Raw genomic sequence first — 17,446 nt, forward strand, 5'->3', positions numbered from 1 at the left:
GTTTAGTTTAATAAAATTACTATACTGGCGAGTATAGCATGCCGGCAAGCCAAGACCGGCAAAATCCGCCGACTTAACGGGCGGATCCGTCTAAAGAGGTGGGGTCAATGAGGGAACCTGTCATGTTTCGTTCTGTTGTGCTGTCGAAAGGGCTGTTGAGAGTGCTGTCGGGGCTGATCGCCACGGGAATGGCGGCGGGGGCGTTGTCCCTGCAGGGGTGTTCCGATCCGGAGTCGGAAGACAAGGCGCCGGCCCGCCCGGCACTGGTGGCCCAGCCGCTGTCGGCGGATGCCAGTCAGGACGTGTTCCCCGGTGAAATTCGTGCCCGTTATGAGCCGGAGCTGGGGTTTCGCATTGGTGGCAAGATCAGCCAGCGTCTGGTGGACGTGGGTGACCGGGTCAGTGAAGGGACGGTACTGGCCAAGCTGGATACCGACGATGTCAGCCTGAAACTGGATGCGGTGCGGGCGCAGATGGCGTCTGCCCAGGCCGATCACAAGCTGGCCAGCAGCGAACTGGAGCGCTACCGCGAGCTGATGGAACGCAATGTGATCAGCCGTTCCCAGTTCGACTCTTTTGAAAGCCGTTATGACGCCAGTGTGGCGCAGTTACGCCAGGCCCGTGCGAACTTGAAGGTGGCCCGTAATCAGGCGGATTACGCATCGCTGAAAGCGCCCCGCGATGGGGTGATTGCCCAGCGATTGGCGGAGGCTGGCCAGGTAGTGGCTGCTGGTCAGGCGGTGTTTGTGCTGGCAATCGACGGCGACCGCGAAGTGCGGATCGATTTGCCGGAGCAGGACGTGGGCCGCTTCAAAATTGGTATGCCGGTGGCGATCGAATTGTGGTCGCGCCCCGGAGAAGTATTCGAAGGCAAGATCCGCGAGTTGTCCCCTGCGGCAGACCCCCGCTCGCGTACCTTTGAAGCACGGGTCGCTTTCGAAAATGCCACTGTCGGCGCAGATCTGGGCCAATCTGCCCGGGTCTTTGTCAGCGGAGCCGCCAATGCCGACGTGCTCAGTATTCCCCTGTCGGCGCTCACTGCCGAGGAAGGCGACACCTATGTGTGGGTGGTCAACCCGGACGCGCTGACATTACAGAAAACGCCGGTAGAAGTGGGGCCCTATCAGGAGCAGGTAGTGCCGGTATTGCGCGGTCTTACATCACAGGACTGGATCGTGACTGCAGGCACGCAGTTGCTGCGTGAAGGACAGAGGGTTATTCCGGTGGATCGCCAGAACCGTCAGCTGGATCTGGCTGAGGCTGAACCTGGCGAGCAGGCGGCCCCGGATGCACCGGCGGATGACAGTGCAGACGCGACGCCAAGCCCAGACGCGGACCAATAAGGAGAGTATGGCCATGTCGTTCAATCTCTCCGAATGGGCGCTGAAAAACCGCACCCTGGTGCTCTACGCCATGATTCTTCTCGGTGCCATGGGGGCCATTTCCTATGCCAACCTGGGCCAGAGTGAAGATCCGCCGTTCACCTTCAAGCTGATGACCATCAACACCCTGTGGCCCGGTGCCAGTGCCGAGGAAGTGTCCCGGCAAATCACCGACCGGGTGGAAAAGAAACTGATGGAGACCGGCGACTTCGAGCGCATTACCTCCTATTCCCGGCCCGGTCAGTCGTTGGTCATGTTCATGGCTCGCGATGAAATGCGCTCCAAGGAAATCAAGGATCTCTGGTATCAGGTGCGCAAGAAGGTGGGCGATATTCACCATGCCCTGCCCCAGGACATACAAGGTCCCTTCTTTAACGACGAATTCGGCACCACCTTCGGCAACATTTATGCGCTGACCGGGCAGGGATTCGATTACGCCATCATGAAAGACTACGCCGACCGCTTGCAGCTCGCGCTGCAACGGGTGGATGACGTGGGCAAGGTGGAATTGATCGGCCTGCAGGATGAAAAAATCTGGGTGGAAATCGCCAATACCAAGCTGGCCTCCCTGGGTATCCCGCTGGTGACGGTGCAGCAGGCGTTGCAGTCACAAAATGCTGTCGCCGACGCCGGATTCTTTGAGACCCCCAGCAGTCGTGTGCGGCTGCGTGTTTCCGGTGAATTCACCAGTGTGGACGATATTCGTAACTTCCCCATTCAGGTGGAAAACCGCACCCTGCGGCTGGGCGATATTGCCAGCGTCTATCGTGGTTTCAGTGATCCGCCGCAACCGCGCATGCGATTCATGGGCGAGAATGCCATCGGTATAGCCGTTTCCATGAAGGATGGCGGCGACATCCTCAAGCTGGGTGACAACCTGGACAAGACCTTCGCCAGATTGCAGGAAAACCTGCCCATCGGCATGGAGCTACGCAAAGTCTCGGATCAGCCGGCGGCGGTGGAAGCCGGTGTGGGAGAGTTTGTTCAGGTGTTGATGGAAGCACTGGCCATCGTGTTGCTGGTGAGCTTTTTCTCGCTGGGCTGGCGCACCGGCCTGGTGGTGGCGTTTTCCATTCCGCTGGTATTGGCGATGACCTTTGCGTCGATGAAATATTTCGACATCGGCCTGCACAAGATTTCCCTGGGGGCGTTGGTGTTGGCGCTGGGCTTGATGGTGGACGATGCCATTATCGCCGTGGAAATGATGGCGATTAAAATGGAGCAAGGCTTCAGCCGTATCAAGGCGGCCGGTTTTGCCTGGACCAGTACCGCCTTCCCCATGCTCACTGGCACCTTGATTACCGCGGCGGGTTTTCTTCCCATTGCCACTGCAGAATCGAGCACCGGGGAATATACCCGCTCTATCTTCCAGGTAGTCACCATTGCCCTGCTGGCGTCCTGGGTGGCGGCGGTGGTGTTTGTTCCTTATCTGGGTGAAAAGCTGTTGCCCAGCCTGGCTCGTCATGATGCCAGTGGTGATGTGCACGACCCTTACCAGAAACCCTTCTATCGCCGTTTTCGTGGCTGGGTTGAGTGGTGTGTGCGATACCGGAAAACGGTTATCGCGCTGACCGTGGGCATCTTTGTTTTCTCTCTTGTCTTGTTCCGTTTTGTTCCCCAGCAGTTTTTTCCGGCCTCTGGTCGCCTTGAGCTAATGGTGGACATGAAGCTGGAAGAGGGGGCCTCGCTGACAGCGACCCAGGAAAAAGCCCTGCGTCTTGAAGCCATGCTTGGCGAGAACGAGATGATCGAAAATTACGTGGGTTACATGGGCAGCGGCTCGCCCCGTTTTTATCTATCTCTGGATCAAAAACTGCCCGCCGCCAGTGTCGCCCAGTTTGTGGTGCTCACACGCAACGTGGAAGAGCGCGAGGAAGTCCGTGAATGGTTAATGGACACCCTGGAGCGGGAATTCCCGGCGGTGCGTACCCGTGTCTCACGGCTGGAAAACGGCCCGCCGGTGGGGTATCCCATTCAGCTGCGTATTTCCGGGGAGCATATTCCCCAGGTGCGCGAACTGGCTCGCAGGGTGGCAGAAAAAGTTCGCGACAACGAGCACACTGCCAATGTGCATCTGGATTGGGAAGAGCCCAGCAAGGTGGTGCGTTTGATTGTGGATCAGGATCGTGCCCGGACCTTGGGCATCACTACCTCGGATCTGTCCACTGCGTTGCAGGCGTCGCTTTCCGGCGTGGCGGTGAGCCAGTACCGGGAAGACAACGAACTGATCAATGTGGAAGTGCGTGGCGATAGCCATGAGCGTCATGCGCTGGGCTTGCTGGGCAACCTGGCGGTGCAGACGGAAAATGGACGCAGCGTGCCGTTGAATCAGGTGGCAACGCTGGAGTCCGGGTTTGAGGAAGGCATCATCTGGCATCGCGATCGTTTGCCCACGGTGACGGTGCTGGCGGATGTGAAAGACGATGCCTTGCCGGCCACGTTGATGCAGCAAATCATGCCGACTCTGTCCCAGGTGCAGGCAGATCTGCCGCCGGGTTATCTGCTCCAGGTGGGGGGCACGGTGGAGGAATCCGCGCGGGGTCAAAAATCGGTGAATGCAGGGATGCCACTGTTCATTCTGGTGGTGATTACCTTGCTGATGCTGCAGCTGCGCAGTTTCCCGTTGTCGTTGATGGTCTTTATTACCGCGCCGTTGGGGCTCATCGGGGTGACTTTCTTCCTGTTGCTGTTCCAGAAGCCATTCGGGTTTGTGGCCATGCTGGGCACCATTGCACTGGCCGGCATGATCATGCGAAACGCGGTGATTCTGGTAGATCAGATTGGCCAGGATATGGAGCAGGGGCTCACCGCCTGGGATGCCATCATCGAATCCACAGTACGCCGCTTTCGGCCCATCGCGTTGACGGCGCTGACTGCAGTGCTGGCCATGATTCCGCTGTCGCGCAGCGTGTTCTTCGGCCCCATGGCGGTGGCGATCATGGGTGGGTTGATTGTGGCTACTGCGCTGACCCTGCTATTCCTGCCCGCGCTGTACGCGGCCTGGTTCCGGGTGAAGGAAGAGCATGCAGAACCGAACTGAAGAACGCTGAGTCTGTACCGGAATCCTTTCCGGTTTCCCCTTGCCCCGGCACTTGCCGGGGCTTTTTTTGCCCGCGATTTAATAGCAGGCCCCTTAGTGGGGGGAGATAGGGTGAACGGTAATCGTTAGTACGGGGCTGTGTTGTTGGTGATCAGCGCGGACGCAGTGAACCGTATATTGGCCCGCCATATCAAAACGCCAAGGAATTTGTACGGTTGTACCGGGTTCGCTCAGGCGGGTGTTGGGGTAGTCCTTGCGCAGGTCCGGCATCAGCTGATGTATCAGGTTCTGGTCGCGCAATGCAACGTCATCCACCAGCGCAAACAGGTGCCACTCCGGGCTGGCATTATCAAGCGCCAGTATCAGGGCCTGCCCCTGATCGACAGTCAGGGCGTTCGGTGTCCAGTGATCGGAGAATACTGCCGTTCGTGACGGCAGGTTTCCGTGATCACGCAGGGCGGTACCTGCTGCCATGGGAATTTCATCTGGCAGAATGCCGTGAGCCTCGCTAGGCTGCACGAGAAAGAACAGGTTAACGAACAATAAAAGAGGCTGTGCTCGCGTGAGTCCGCTCATGGCTTTCGCATTGCTGGTGATAAAAAGGAGAACCCGTTGAATTACAGAATACTCGCATTGGTTATGGCTTGCCTATGGGGTCTGGTTTCGACCGTCCAGGCTGCGCCATTAACAGTGGCGGTCAAAGCGTCGCCTCCTTTCAGTTATCAGCAAGGTGAACGCTGGGACGGCATTAGCGTGGAGCTGTGGGAAAAGGTGGCGGAAAAGGCCGGCTATGAGTATCGCTTGCGGCCCTATGGATCGGTGTCGGAGATGCTGGCCGCGGTGGAGCAGGGGCAGGCCGACGTGGCGATTGGGGCAATCAGTGTGACCGCGGACCGGGAGCGACGTCTGGATTTTACCCAGCCCATGTTTCGGGCGGGCCTGGGGATCGCCACGCGTAACGAAGCCAGCGGCTGGGTGACCACCCTGCGTAATCTGTTTAGCTGGAAGTTTGTGTCGGCAGTACTGGCTCTGGTGTTGGTATTGCTATTGGTGGGCTTGCTGATCTGGTTGCTGGAGCGGCGCAAGAACCCTGAACAGTTTGGGGGGTCCGCCAGTCAGGGGATTGGAAGTGGCTTCTGGTGGTCGGCAGTGACCATGACTACGGTGGGGTATGGTGACAAAGCGCCGGTGAGTACCGGCGGACGGGTTCTGGGTCTGGTCTGGATGTTTGTCAGCATAATCACCATCTCCGGTTTCACGGCGGCTATCGCTTCCAGTGTGACGCTTAATGAGTTGCAGTCGCGCATCAATGGCGCGGCCGATTTGCCACGGGTAAAAGTGGCGGCGGTGGAGGGCACCAGTGGCGCGAACTGGCTGGCCGGTCAGGGCACCAACTTTGTGCCCTATCCGAATAACGAGCAGGCCTTGCGCGCGGTGGTGATCGGAGAGGTGGATGCGCTGGTGTCTGATGCACCGGTCATGCGTTATATGTTGCGCGAACGCGGCACCACCAGTGCACTGGTGTTGCCCGCCCTGGTCCGTGAAGAAAGCTACGCATTTGCCATGGCCAACGGCAGCGCATTGCGAGAGTCTCTGGACCAGGCCCTGCTGCAAGTGCTGCCAACCCAGGAATGGCGCACGGTATTGAATCGTTATCTGGGCGCGGAAGAATAACGGTGGGTTTTGGTTGGGGTGCTGATTGAATGGGGGATTGCGTTTGCTGGTGCCGGGTTACGCGGCTAACCCGACATCCTGGCGCCTGGGCGTTTATCTAACCGTCGCTCCCGGGAAAAAGCGCAGCCAGGCTCTCCAGTTCCTCTTCCAGATTCCAGTGCATTTCCCGCGCGGTGACATGCAATAGCACCAGTGCATTGATCGGCGCATCGGATTCGCCGCGCTGGCGCAGTCTCCCGGTAAAACAACGATTCAGTTCATTAAGCGCATCGTAGCGAGCGTTTAACCCTTCCAGTGAAACAGTGGCGTCCGGTTGTTTGCGGTTGAGGAAATAACGTTGCAGCAGGTACAGGCTGGCGGTGCGCACCAGGGTTTCCGTGTCGCTGCTCAGTGGCAGGTGGAAGTGGGCCATGGGGCGAAGGAAACGGGTGTGCGGGCAGTCGCTCAGCGCGCAAATCAGTCCGAACAGGGAGCTGAGTGCCCGTTGCAGAGTGGTGTCCTGTTGGTAGCGCCGTTGTGGTGTTTCTACGTCCAGGTTGACCGCTTGAAACGAATCACCCAATGCGGAATCAGGCAGCAGATAGGCGAGATTGCGGGCAATGGGGCAGTAGCGGTGTTCGTCAGGATCCAGAGGGCAGTGGCTGCATTGGTGGTAACTCAGCGCGGCCCAGTCTGGCGGGGTAAAGGTATCGGGGATGGCGATGGTGCCGTGTTGCTCAACCAGCGTAATCGGGGTGCGTTGTTGCACCCCGGCTGGCGTGGTGAGGGTGTAAACGAAATCAGGCTGCATCGGCCCGGTCGGTCTGCTTTAGGGGCAGCCGGATGGTAAAGGTGGTGCCGGTGCCAAGCTGGCTTTCCACGGTCATGGTGCCGCCGTGGTGTTGAATGATGTCGTGGGAAATAGACAGGCCAAGCCCGGTCCCCTGGCCGATGGGTTTGGTGGTGAAGAACGGCTCGAAAATTTGCTGCAGTGATTCATCCGCAATGCCGGGTCCGTCGTCGGTAATGGTCAGGGTGCACCATTGTTCATCGTAGTGGGCAGCAATGGCGATGCTGCCTTTGCCTTCGATGGCCTGGGCGGCGTTGACGAAAAGATTCATGAACACTTGCGACAGCTGGCTGGCCGATCCGCTAATGGAAGGCAGGGAGTCGGGCAGGGTGTGGGTCACTGTAATCCGGTTTTTCAGTTCATGCTTAGCCAGATTGAGTGAAATGGCCAGGCAGGAAGCGATATCGGTGGGAGAAAATGCATCGGGCCGGTTATGGGAGAAGTGTTTCAGGTCGCGAATAATTTTCTTTATCCGTTCAATCCCTTCATCGGTTTCATCCAGCAGGGCCGGGTAGTCTTCCATCATGAAGGCCAGTTTTCTTGTGTCCACATTCAGCTTTTCTTCAGTGCTCAGAAATTGCTGAAACTTGTCTTCGCTGATGCGTTTCTTTAGCCCCTGAATAACACCGGCCATGGCGTCGAGATAATCCCGGCTGCGATTCAGATTGGAAGAAATATAGGCAATGGGGTTGTTGATCTCGTGGGCAATGCCCGCAGAAATTGTCCCCAGAGACGCCATTTTTTCCGAGTGCAGCAGCAGGGTTTCCACCTGGTTGAGTTTCTGGTCCTTTTCTTTCACTGCCTGCATCAGTTGATTGTTTTCGGTCTTGATGCTGGTGATGTCAGTACCGAAATAAATATAGCCGTCGTCCTCATCGGAAATGTAGGAAAGCGGGAACAGGAACATGTTCATCCAGTAACGGCTGCCGTCCGCGTGGCGGTTGCAGACCTCCCCGTTCCACACCCCGGAAAGCGCCTGGTCGCACTGCATCACCGGCAGTGAATCATCATCGGGATGATTGAAGCTCTCGTTCTGGCCGATCAGGTGAGAAAAGGAGTGGCCGCTCAGGGCGAGAAATTTTCCGTTGGCAAAAGTGATGGTGCCGTGGCGATCGGTGGTCAGCACGCAGTACTCGTCGATGATGCGCGCCAGAGGGCCGAGCAGGGCCTTGTTGAGTTTGTATTCGTCCGCGTTGACCTCAATCAGGTGCATCTTGCGGCCAAAGCGGTTGTCCGTCAGCGACGAAAACTCGGCCAGTTTGGCTTCCACGTTGATGGAGGTGCGGTAGGGTTTGTACAGGAAGAAAATGATGATCAGCAGGATCACCGTGGAAGACACCAGGAACAGCCCCTGGGCTTCCATGCCAAAGCCGATGTCCGTTTTGTCGAGCAAGCTATTCATGCGCTGCGCCGTGAGTTGTTGTTAGTCGGCCTGAAAAAATTAGCCTTCGTAGCCCATGCTGCGCAGGGTCTCGCGTTGTTCCCGCACGGTTTCCGCCAGAATACGGTTTTCCAGCAGGATATCGCGGAACTTCAGGCCTTCGCGGATATTGTCGAGTAACTGGTCGTCGTCCCAGGGTTTGGGAATAAAGCGGAAGGCGCCGGCTTTGTTGATTGCGGACATGACCGTCTCGATATCGATCACTCCGGTGAGCACAATACGAATGGTGTCCGGTTGCAGGTCGCGCAGTTCCTGCAGTAATTCCAGGCCGTTCATCTCCGGCATCATATAGTCGGTGATCACCGCATCGAACACGGTAGTGCGCGCCCGGCGCAGGGCTTCGTGGGGGTCCTGGTAGGTTTCCACTTCCCAGTCGGTGTAGGTATTGATAGTGCGCTTCAAGGCTTTGAGGATGTATTCCTCATCGTCCACGACCATGACCTGATACATGGTGAGTCCCTCATTCACGGCGTGCTACTACGCTGGCGTCCTGCCGGCGACTGCATGCGTTCAACAACACTGTGCCCGCCCTTTTACGCTGTCATTGGGTAAAGGGTTGGCACACGGGTATCAGGTTTTACGATACGCCCCGCTATAGGGGCTGACAATTGATTCGGGGCGCCCCAAGGGGCCGGTCATGCGGCCCGGATGGCCGTTTATCCGGCAGGGACGAAAACCGCGCAATCGCGGGGAAGAAAGCGGAAAAAAACGGGGAAAACGGGGGGGGGACGCACAAAAAAATCGGCTACGCGGTCTGCACGATAGCTTTGGTCACGGATCCGGTGGCGATCAGGCGCTCCTGTTGCTCCGCGTTGATGGCATAGGCTTCCGCACGCATGGCAGCAAGGGTTCGGCCCAGGCGGTCCACATGGGCGCGGATCACGACCTGTTCGCCCCGGCTGGCGGCACGCAGCACACTGCTATGGGTTTCGATGGTCACCGCGTGCTGTTCGGGGGGTAATTTGGAGGCCGCCGCAAAAAAGCAGGCCACGTCCATCAAGGCATAAACGATACCGCCATGCAGGGCACCCTGGGGGTTGGTGGTGAAATCATTCACCGGGAAACGCACTTCGCTGCGGCCATCCACCGCGCTTACCAATTCCAGTTCGCAGGCCCGGTGCAGTGGGTGGGCGAGAATGTCGTCTTTGATCTGCTCAATGTGGTTCACGCGGGCTCCTTTTCATTCCGGTGAAACGGTGCCGACACTATACGGTGTTGGCCCGGAAAACGGGATGACCGGATTGTAGCTACAGGTGTCGAGGGAACCGATTGTCTTGACGGCGGTCTATGGGTATCGCAAGGTTGCGACTCTTTGTCTATTTGCTTCCCTCGTTTGCGGGCATCCCATGAAAGCACTGGTTTACACATTGCTGCTTGTCATCAGTACCCATGTACTGGTGCTGGATGCCATGCATCACGAGCATGATGGTGGGGTGGCCGCCTCGCTGGAACAGGTCCAGCTGGATCTGGCCAGTGCTGATGTGCTGGACCAGGGTGGCGATCATTGCTGCCAGTGCCATGGTTTCATGGCCTCCACCGATTGCGAACCGCTGCGCCTGGCGCCTCCCTCCTCGGGACAAATGGCGCTGCGTCCTTTCTTGCCGGATGCTCCGGCCGATAACCCGTTCCGCCCTCCGATAGCCTGATTGTTTCTTCGTTTTTGTTATTCGTTGTTCCGTTGTCGTACTACGCCGTGGGCGTGTGCTGCGCGGTGTTTGCAGCGAATGTTTGAAATGACGTTTTGAAACATCAGGAGTTTCCCCATGGGAATCCAGACCGCAGTGCGCGTGGCCGCACTGTTACTGGCCGTGTGCGCGTATGCCAGCGCGGCGGCCGATTCTTCTTCCTCGCCCGCGCAATGGGCGCAATGGGTGCAGCGCCAGGTCAGCCAGCTACCCGCCAGCCGTGCCATCCAGGCGGAGCAGGAGCGGCTGTTGGCGCAAAGCCGGGCTTTGGCGCAGCCGCTTTATAACCCCTCACTGAATATCGACTACGAAGACAGTCTGGATATCACCCAGACCGTCGGCCTTAGCCAGACGCTGGACTGGTCCGGCAAGGCCCGCGCCAGCCGAGACGCGGTGGCCGTGCAGGATCAGTTGGCGCAATTGCGCGGCGACAAGGCTCGCGCTCGCCTGCTGGCGGACAGCCTTAATGCACTGGTGGCCTATGCCGCTGCCCGCGAACAATTGGCGGCCGCCCGTGAGCAGGAACAGCAGCTGCGCGATCTCACTGACCTGATTCGCCGCCGCGAACAGGCGGGGGATGTGGGCCAGGTGGATGCGCAATTGGCCTACCTGTCACTGGGCCAGGCCCAGCAGGCGCTGGCGGATGCGGAAAGTGCCGCCACCCGTGCCGCCACCACATTGCGTCAACAGCTGGCCAGCCAACAACCCGCGGTGGGCCTGCCGCCGGCGGACCGTTGGCAGGCCCCGTCACTCACCAGTGAAGTCGTGCAACGGCTCCCCACCAGCTTCGATTTTCAGTTGGCCGAGCAACAGCTGGCGCTGGCTGAGCGAGGAGTATCGGTGGCAGACAAACAACGCAACACCGACCCGACCCTGGGTCTGCGGGTGGGCCAGGAAGATGGCGAAAACCTGTGGGGTGTGGATTTCAGTCTGCCATTGAAGTTCTTCAATACCGGCAAGCCAGCTTATGAAGCTGCGCTGGCGGACAGTGAAGCGCGTCGCGCGCTGCTGGAGAAAACCCGCAACGACATTCAGGCCAGGCTGGACGGGGTGTTGATCGATTACCAGCAGCGCCGCCAGCGCTGGGAAACCTGGCAGCAACTGACCGGCGATAGCCTGGCGCACAGCGACACCTTACTCAAGCGTGTCTGGGAGCAGGGTGAACTCACCACTCAGAACTATCTGCAAGCCTTGAATCAGCGGCTCGATACCCGGCTGGCCGGCATCGCCCTGCGCGATGCCATGCAGCAGGCCTGGGTGCAGTGGCTCTATGAAAGCGCCCAACTCAACGATTGGCTGAATAGCCTCGCTAACTAACAAAATCACTGTCGGAGCACCTCTTGAGCTGCGAATGATTCAGGCTTAGACGGCTTCGCACCTCGAGAGGTGCTCCTACAAAAAAATTGGAAATTTTTATGAAAACCCAAACATTTTTCAGGAAAGCGCCTCTGGCCATCTTCTTGCTGGCAACCCTGGCGAACCCGACCTGGGCTGAAGAAAATCATGATCATGCCCACAACGAAAGCAACGAAGCCGAACAGCATGCACAGCAGGCTGCCCCGGATAATAGCGGTAACCATGATGAGCATGCTCATGGGAGGGAGGCTGAGAGTGCAGCGTCCCATAATGAAGACGCGACACTGGAACTGACGGCCGAACAGCAAAGAATGCTGAATCTGCAGGTCATTACCCTGCAGCCTGATGCAGACGCTACCCGGACCCTGACCGTGCCGGCGGAAATTATCAGCAACCAGTACCGCACCTGGGTGGTGCCGGTGCGTATCGACTCTCAGGTGCAATCACGCAGCGCCACGTTGGGCCAGCACATGGAAAAAGGCGACCCCATTGCCACTTTGTTCAGTCCGGCCATGGCGCAGTTGCAAAGTGAACTGCAAGTGGCGGCGGACGGCTGGCGGCGGGTGAAAAATCTCGGCCGGCGTACCGTGGGCAACCAGCGCTATCTGGATGCGCAAAGTCGGTACCAGTCCCTGCGAGCCCGAGCCAAGGGCTATGGGCTCAGTGATGGCGCCATCACCGATATCGAAGCCGGAAAAAGCGAAAAAGGGGTGTATACCCTTGCTGCGCCAGACGATGGCCTGGTGTTGGAAGATGCCTTTCAGCAAGGGCAATGGTTAACCGCGGGCAGCGCGCTGGTAACGCTGGTGGATGAATCCGAACTGTGGGCCGAAGCGGCCCTGCCGCCGAGCCCCGGTTTGCAGATCAGCACCGGCACCTCGGCCCGCGTCATCGTGGGTGGCACATCCGTGGACGGCAAGGTGATTCAGTCTGGCCATCGCCTCAATCCCGTCACTCGTACCCTGGCGGTACGAGTGGCGATTCCCAATGCGGGCCATCTGTTGCACCCCGGCATGTTTGCCGATGTGGCACTGGCGTTGGCGGCACCGGAGAACGCCCTCACTGTGCCGGAAGAGGCGCTCACCCGTAGCGCCGATGGTGACTGGCAACTGTTCGTGGAAGAGGAGTCTGGCCACTACAAACCCGTGGAAATCCAACTGAATGGCCAGCTGGAAAACCGTCGCATCGTCACGGGGATTGATCCAGGCACACGCGTGGTCACTCGTGGCGCCTTCTTCCTGGCCAGTGAAATGGCCAAGTCCGGTTTCGATATTCACAATCACTGAGGATCACCGTCATGTTTAATCGACTTGTCGATTGGGCGGTGAATAACCGCCTCATTGTGTTGCTGTTGCTGATCATCACCATCGGCGTGATCGGCTGGCAATTACCCAACCTGAAACTGGATGCCTTCCCGGACGTGACCAATGTCCAGGTACAGGTGAACACCGAAGCCGAAGGCTTGGCCGCGGAAGAAGTGGAGCAGTTGATCACCTATCCCATCGAGGCGGTCATGTACGCACTGCCCCAGGTAGCCGAGGTGCGCTCCATCTCCAAGACCGGCCTGTCCATCGTCACCGTGGTGTTCGACGAAGGCACCGATATTTACTTCGCCCGCCAGCTGGTGTTCGAGCGATTGCAGGCCGCCCGGGAAGATATTCCCGACGGCGTCGGCACTCCGGAAATGGGCCCCAACACCTCCGGTCTGGGTCAGGTCTATCAATACCTGCTCACCGCCGAGCCCGGCTCCAACGTGGATGCCATGCAGCTGCGCAGCCTTAATGACTGGGTGGTAAAACTGCTGCTGATGCCCGTGAGCGGCGTCACCGATGTGCTCAGCTACGGCGGCGAAGTGCGCCAGTATCAGGTCAACGTTAACCCTACCCGTTTGCTGGCTTACGATTTGTCACTGCAACAGGTCATGGATGCCATTGCTGCCAACAACCGCAACGCCGGTGGCTGGTATCTGGATCGCGGTGCCGAGCAATTGGTCATTCGCGGCATGGGCTGGGTGGGCAGCGGCGAGCAGGGGCTCGGCGATATTGCCGCCATTCCCCTCAAGGAAGTGGACGGCACCCAGGTGCGCGTTAGCGATGTGGCCAAGGTGGAATTCGGCGGCGAGATTCGGCAGGGCGCGCTGACCATGACCCGTCGTGACGCCAACGGCGAACCGGAAGCCCTCGGTGAAGTGGTGGCCGGCATCGTGCTCAAGCGCATGGGCGCCAATACCAAGGCCACCATCGATGGCATCAAGGCTCGCGAAGCGCGTATTCAGCAGGCCCTGCCGGACGGCGTACAGTTCGAGGTGTTCTACGACCAGGCGGATTTGGTGGAAAAAGCGGTGAGCACCGTGGTCACTGCCTTGCTACTGGCCTTCGTGTTTATCGTCGTCGTGCTGGCCCTGTTCCTCATGAACATCCGCGCCACCGCGTTGGTGTTGCTGTCCATTCCGCTTTCCATTGGCCTGGCCTTGTTGGCGATGGCCAGCCTGGGGATGTCTGCCAACCTGATGTCACTGGGTGGCCTGGCCGTGGCCATCGGCATGCTGGTGGATGGCTCCGTGGTGATGGTGGAAAACATCTTCAAGCACCTGAGCCGCAAAGAGGGAAGCCACGATCAACAGGGCGGCATTGCCTTGAGGGTGAAGGATGCTGCCCAGGAAGTGGCGCGGCCGGTGTTCTTTGCCGCCAGCATTATTCTGGTGGTGTTCCTGCCCTTGTTCGCCTTCGAAGGCGTAGAAGCAAAAATGTTCGTGCCCATGGCCATCAGCATCATGCTCGCCATGACCGCCGCCGTTCTGGTGGCGCTGATCGTGGTGCCGGCACTGGCGGGTTTCCTGTTCCGTAACGGCGTGGAAGAAAAGCCCAACAAACTGATGCACTGGCTGGAAGCCCGCTACCGCTCCCTGTTAGGCAAAGCCATGCGGGCTCGCAAAGTGGTAGTCGGTGGCGCGGTCGGTTTGTTCGCCCTGGCACTGGCGACCACGCCTTTTATCGGCACCGAGTTCGTGCCGGTGCTGGAAGAAGGAACGTTGGCGCTGCGCGTGACGCTGGCGCCGTCCTCCAGTCTCGATACCGCGTTGGAGGTCGGTGAAAAACTGGAAAAGGAAATCATGACTTTCCCGGAAGTGACCTATGCGTTGAGCCGGGTAGGGCGTGCGGAAATCGGTGGCGATCCGGAGCCGGTCAGCAACGTGGAAATCTATATCGGCCTAAAGCCTGTAGATGAATGGGAAAGCGCCAGCAACCGGCTTGAGCTACAGGAAGAAATTCAGCAGAAACTGGAAAAACACCCCGGCCTGCTGCTCAACTTTTCCCAGCCCATTGCCATGCGCGTAGACGAACTGCTTTCCGGGGTAAAAGCACAACTGGCCATCAAGCTGTTCGGCCCGGATCTCAGCGTGCTGCAGGAAAAAGGCGAAGCCATCACCCAGGCCGTGAAGGAAGTGGAGGGCGCCACCGACGTGCAACTGGAGCAAATCGCCGGTGAAGCCCAGCTTGTCGTCACCCCGGACCGCAACGCTCTCAGTCGCTACGGTCTTAGTGTGGATCAGGTTATGGATCTGGTCAGCAACGGGCTCGGCGGCGGTAGCGCCGGGCAGGTAATCAATGGCAACGAACGCTACGACATCTATGTGCGGCTGGAACAAAACGCGCGCGACAATGCAGAAGCGATTCGCAACCTGCGCTTAAAGGCAGCGGACGGTGCCTGGGTGCGGCTTATGGATGTGGCCGACGTGTCCCTGGTTTCCGGTCCGCCCCAGATCAGCCGCGACGATGTGCAACGCCGCGTGGTTGTCCAGGCCAACGTGGCCGGGCGCGACATGGGCTCTGTGGTGGCCGACATCCAGCAGGCCATCGATAGCGAAGTCGATCTGCCCGCCGGCTACAGCGTGGACATCGGCGGCCAATACGAAAACCAGCAGCGGGCCCAGCAACGCCTGGCCATGGTGGTACCCGTAGCGGTCGGGCTGATCGCCCTGTTGCTCTACTTCGCCTTCGGCTCCGTGGCCCAGGCCGCTCTCATTCTGGTCAACGTCCCCTTGGCCCTGATCGGCGGCATCCTCGCATTGGCCCTCAGCGGCCAGTACCTGTCCGTGCCCAGTTCCGTAGGCTTTATCACCCTGTTTGGGGTGGCGGTGCTCAATGGGGTAGTCATGGTGGAAGCCATCAATCATCGGTTGCGGGATGGTGAGTCGCTGGAGACGGCGATATTTGAAGGTGCGGTGTCGCGCCTGCGCCCGGTACTGATGACCGCGCTCACCTCCATGTTGGGGTTGATTCCCATGCTGCTGGCGACAGGGGTTGGCAGTGAGGTGCAGCGGCCTTTAGCGGTGGTGATTGTGGGTGGTCTGGTGTCGGCGACGGCGTTGACGTTGTTGGTGTTGCCGAGTCTTTATGGGGTGTTTTCGAGGGGGAAGGTGGCGGAATTGCAGCGATAAGCCGTTATCCCCGGCTTCGCAGGCCGGGGATAGCCCCCCGTTTTTCACCCGCGCGCAAGTTGAATTTGTAGGATATGGCTTGCAGAAGATTGAAGCGAACATTGGGATCAGGTCTTGCCCCGTGAGTTTGAGTCGAGCTCAGCAAGTTCTATTCATTAGCCCAACTTATAGCACCTTTCCGAAATCGCTCTCTAATAAGAACAATCTCCGCTTGCTACTGTGAATTCCATCGCTATAAATTTATGCGTGTCCCCGAGTTCTGCCCGAGTTCTGTTGTCAACAATCCCCGCCTCCCATTCGTCGAAATAAAAATGGCTCCGCCCGACCTGTTATTGTCTTGTGGCATAGTGAAACTGCTAGCTGACGTTAACGCAGGGATGAGGGGAAGGGCCATGAAAGCAGTTGTATGTCATCACGGTGAATTTGAGGTTCAGGACGTGGCAGATCCGGAGCCCGGCAAAGGCCAGATTTTGCTTAACGTGTTGCGCTGCGGTATCTGCGGATCGGACCTGCATGCTCGTCACCATGCTGATGAGCTGGCGGAGGCCACCGAGCGCGTTGGTTACCCGCATATCATGCGCAGCCACGAGCATGTGGTGCTGGGGCATGAGTTTGTGGGGGAGATTGCGGATTACGGTCCCAAGACCCATCGCCGCTGGAAGGGTGGGCGGCGCATTGTGGCCATGCCGATGCGGCGGGGCAATGGTGTTGCGCACCTGACCGGGCTATCCACGGCGGCACCGGGTGCCTATGCCGAGCAGGTGGTGGTGGAAGAGTCTTTGGCCTTTCCTGTGACTAACGGTATTTCCGATGATCATGCGGCGCTCACCGAGCCCATGGCGGTGTCTCTACATGCCGTGAATCGCTCCGGGATCGGCCGTCGGGACACGGCTATTGTGATTGGCTGTGGGCCGATTGGTTTGGGTGTTATCGCCATGCTCAAGGCAAAAGGCGTTCGCCACATTGTTGCCAGTGATTATTCGCCGACACGACGCAAGCTCGCCACGGCTATGGGGGCGCATGTGGTCGTGGATCCCTCTCAGGGGAGCCCCTATGAGGGCCTGGCGAAACGTGGCTTTGTGGTCAATGCTCCGCAGCTGTTCGATATGGCGCTGGATGGCATGTCCATGTTGCGCGTGACGCCGTTTCCCTGGGAGCCCCTGTGGCGAGCGGCGGAAGTGGCCGGAGCCACCGAGCCCAAACGCCCGGTGATTTTTGAATGCGTGGGCGTCCCGGGTGTTATTAACAGCATCATTGCCGAGGCACCGCTACGCTCCTGTGTCGTGGTGGTGGGTGTGTGCATGAAGACCGACAACTTTGTGCCAGTGAATGCGATCAACAAGGAAATTGATCTGCGTTTTGTGCTGGGCTACATGCCCATCGAATTCCGTGATGCCCTGCATATGATTGCGGAAGGCAAGGTTAATGTGGACCCGTTGATTACCGGGACCGTGGGGTTGAGTGGGGTGGACGAGGCGTTCACTGCGCTGGGTGATCCAGAGCTGCATGCCAAGATTCTGATTGATCCTCGCCAGCCTTAATTAAGGTAAAGAGCATTTTTACGCAACAGTGCCGGGGGCGATTGCCCCCATGCTGGC

At 58.7% G+C, this 17,446-nt stretch carries 13 protein-coding genes; 8 read left to right on the top strand and 5 right to left on the bottom strand.

The annotated features are described in order from the left end of the window. Window positions 1-122 precede the first annotated feature (122 nt). The gene (locus CL546_RS12365; RefSeq protein WP_290495408.1) at window positions 123-1,343 is read left to right on the top strand and encodes an efflux RND transporter periplasmic adaptor subunit; all 1,221 of its coding nucleotides are present in this window, start codon (window positions 123-125) and stop codon (window positions 1,341-1,343) included. Between the two features lie 13 nt (window positions 1,344-1,356). Next, complete coding sequence (locus tag CL546_RS12370; protein ID WP_290495410.1) at window positions 1,357-4,422, top strand: efflux RND transporter permease subunit; 3,066 nt, start codon at window positions 1,357-1,359, stop codon at window positions 4,420-4,422. A 93-nt stretch (window positions 4,423-4,515) separates the two neighbouring features. On the opposite strand, the gene CL546_RS12375 is transcribed toward CL546_RS12370, so the two are convergent. Beyond that, entirely contained in the window at window positions 4,516-4,896 is a 381-nt protein-coding gene (locus CL546_RS12375; protein ID WP_290495412.1) for a cupredoxin domain-containing protein, read from the bottom strand. A gap of 138 nt (window positions 4,897-5,034) precedes the next feature. Here CL546_RS12375 and CL546_RS12380 point away from each other — a divergent pair, with 138 nt between their 5' ends. After that, complete coding sequence (locus CL546_RS12380) at window positions 5,035-6,096, top strand: transporter substrate-binding domain-containing protein (protein ID WP_290495414.1); 1,062 nt, start codon at window positions 5,035-5,037, stop codon at window positions 6,094-6,096. A gap of 97 nt (window positions 6,097-6,193) precedes the next feature. On the opposite strand, the gene CL546_RS12385 is transcribed toward CL546_RS12380, so the two are convergent. The 4 genes from CL546_RS12385 to CL546_RS12400 all read right to left on the bottom strand — a co-directional run bounded on the left by CL546_RS12385 (window position 6,194) and on the right by CL546_RS12400 (window position 9,534). Further along, window positions 6,194-6,886, bottom strand: coding sequence for a DUF6901 family protein (locus tag CL546_RS12385; protein WP_290495416.1), 693 nt, complete (start codon window positions 6,884-6,886; stop codon window positions 6,194-6,196). Next, a complete protein-coding gene (locus CL546_RS12390; RefSeq protein WP_290495418.1) occupies window positions 6,876-8,327 on the bottom strand; it encodes a PAS domain-containing sensor histidine kinase in 1,452 nt (483 codons plus the stop codon). The genes CL546_RS12385 and CL546_RS12390 overlap by 11 nt, the downstream gene beginning before the upstream one ends. A 39-nt stretch (window positions 8,328-8,366) precedes the next feature. Continuing rightward, the gene (locus CL546_RS12395; RefSeq protein ID WP_156496819.1) at window positions 8,367-8,834 is read right to left on the bottom strand and encodes a response regulator; all 468 of its coding nucleotides are present in this window, start codon (window positions 8,832-8,834) and stop codon (window positions 8,367-8,369) included. A gap of 277 nt (window positions 8,835-9,111) precedes the next feature. Next, a complete protein-coding gene (locus CL546_RS12400) occupies window positions 9,112-9,534 on the bottom strand; it encodes a PaaI family thioesterase (protein ID WP_290495420.1) in 423 nt (140 codons plus the stop codon). 178 nt (window positions 9,535-9,712) lie between these two features. On the opposite strand from CL546_RS12400, the gene CL546_RS12405 reads away from it, so the two are divergent. The 5 genes from CL546_RS12405 to CL546_RS12425 all read left to right on the top strand — a co-directional run bounded on the left by CL546_RS12405 (window position 9,713) and on the right by CL546_RS12425 (window position 17,389). Next, window positions 9,713-10,012 (top strand): hypothetical protein, encoded by a 300-nt coding sequence (locus CL546_RS12405; RefSeq protein ID WP_290495422.1) that lies wholly within the window; start codon window positions 9,713-9,715, stop codon window positions 10,010-10,012. A 117-nt stretch (window positions 10,013-10,129) separates the two neighbouring features. Further along, window positions 10,130-11,368, top strand: a complete 1,239-nt coding sequence (locus CL546_RS12410; RefSeq protein ID WP_290495424.1) for a TolC family protein — start codon at window positions 10,130-10,132, stop codon at window positions 11,366-11,368. 98 nt (window positions 11,369-11,466) lie between these two features. After that, window positions 11,467-12,693: an efflux RND transporter periplasmic adaptor subunit gene (locus tag CL546_RS12415; protein ID WP_290495426.1), complete on the top strand. Its 1,227-nt coding sequence runs from the start codon at window positions 11,467-11,469 to the stop codon at window positions 12,691-12,693. A gap of 11 nt (window positions 12,694-12,704) precedes the next feature. Then, window positions 12,705-15,848: an efflux RND transporter permease subunit gene (locus tag CL546_RS12420; RefSeq protein WP_290495428.1), complete on the top strand. Its 3,144-nt coding sequence runs from the start codon at window positions 12,705-12,707 to the stop codon at window positions 15,846-15,848. Between the two features lie 392 nt (window positions 15,849-16,240). Then, a complete protein-coding gene (locus tag CL546_RS12425) occupies window positions 16,241-17,389 on the top strand; it encodes a zinc-binding dehydrogenase (protein ID WP_290495430.1) in 1,149 nt (382 codons plus the stop codon). The last annotated feature ends 57 nt before the right edge of the window (window positions 17,390-17,446 follow it).

The sequence above is a fragment of the Alcanivorax sp. genome (assembly GCF_002726155.1).
Lineage (GTDB): Bacteria > Pseudomonadota > Gammaproteobacteria > Pseudomonadales > Alcanivoracaceae > Alcanivorax.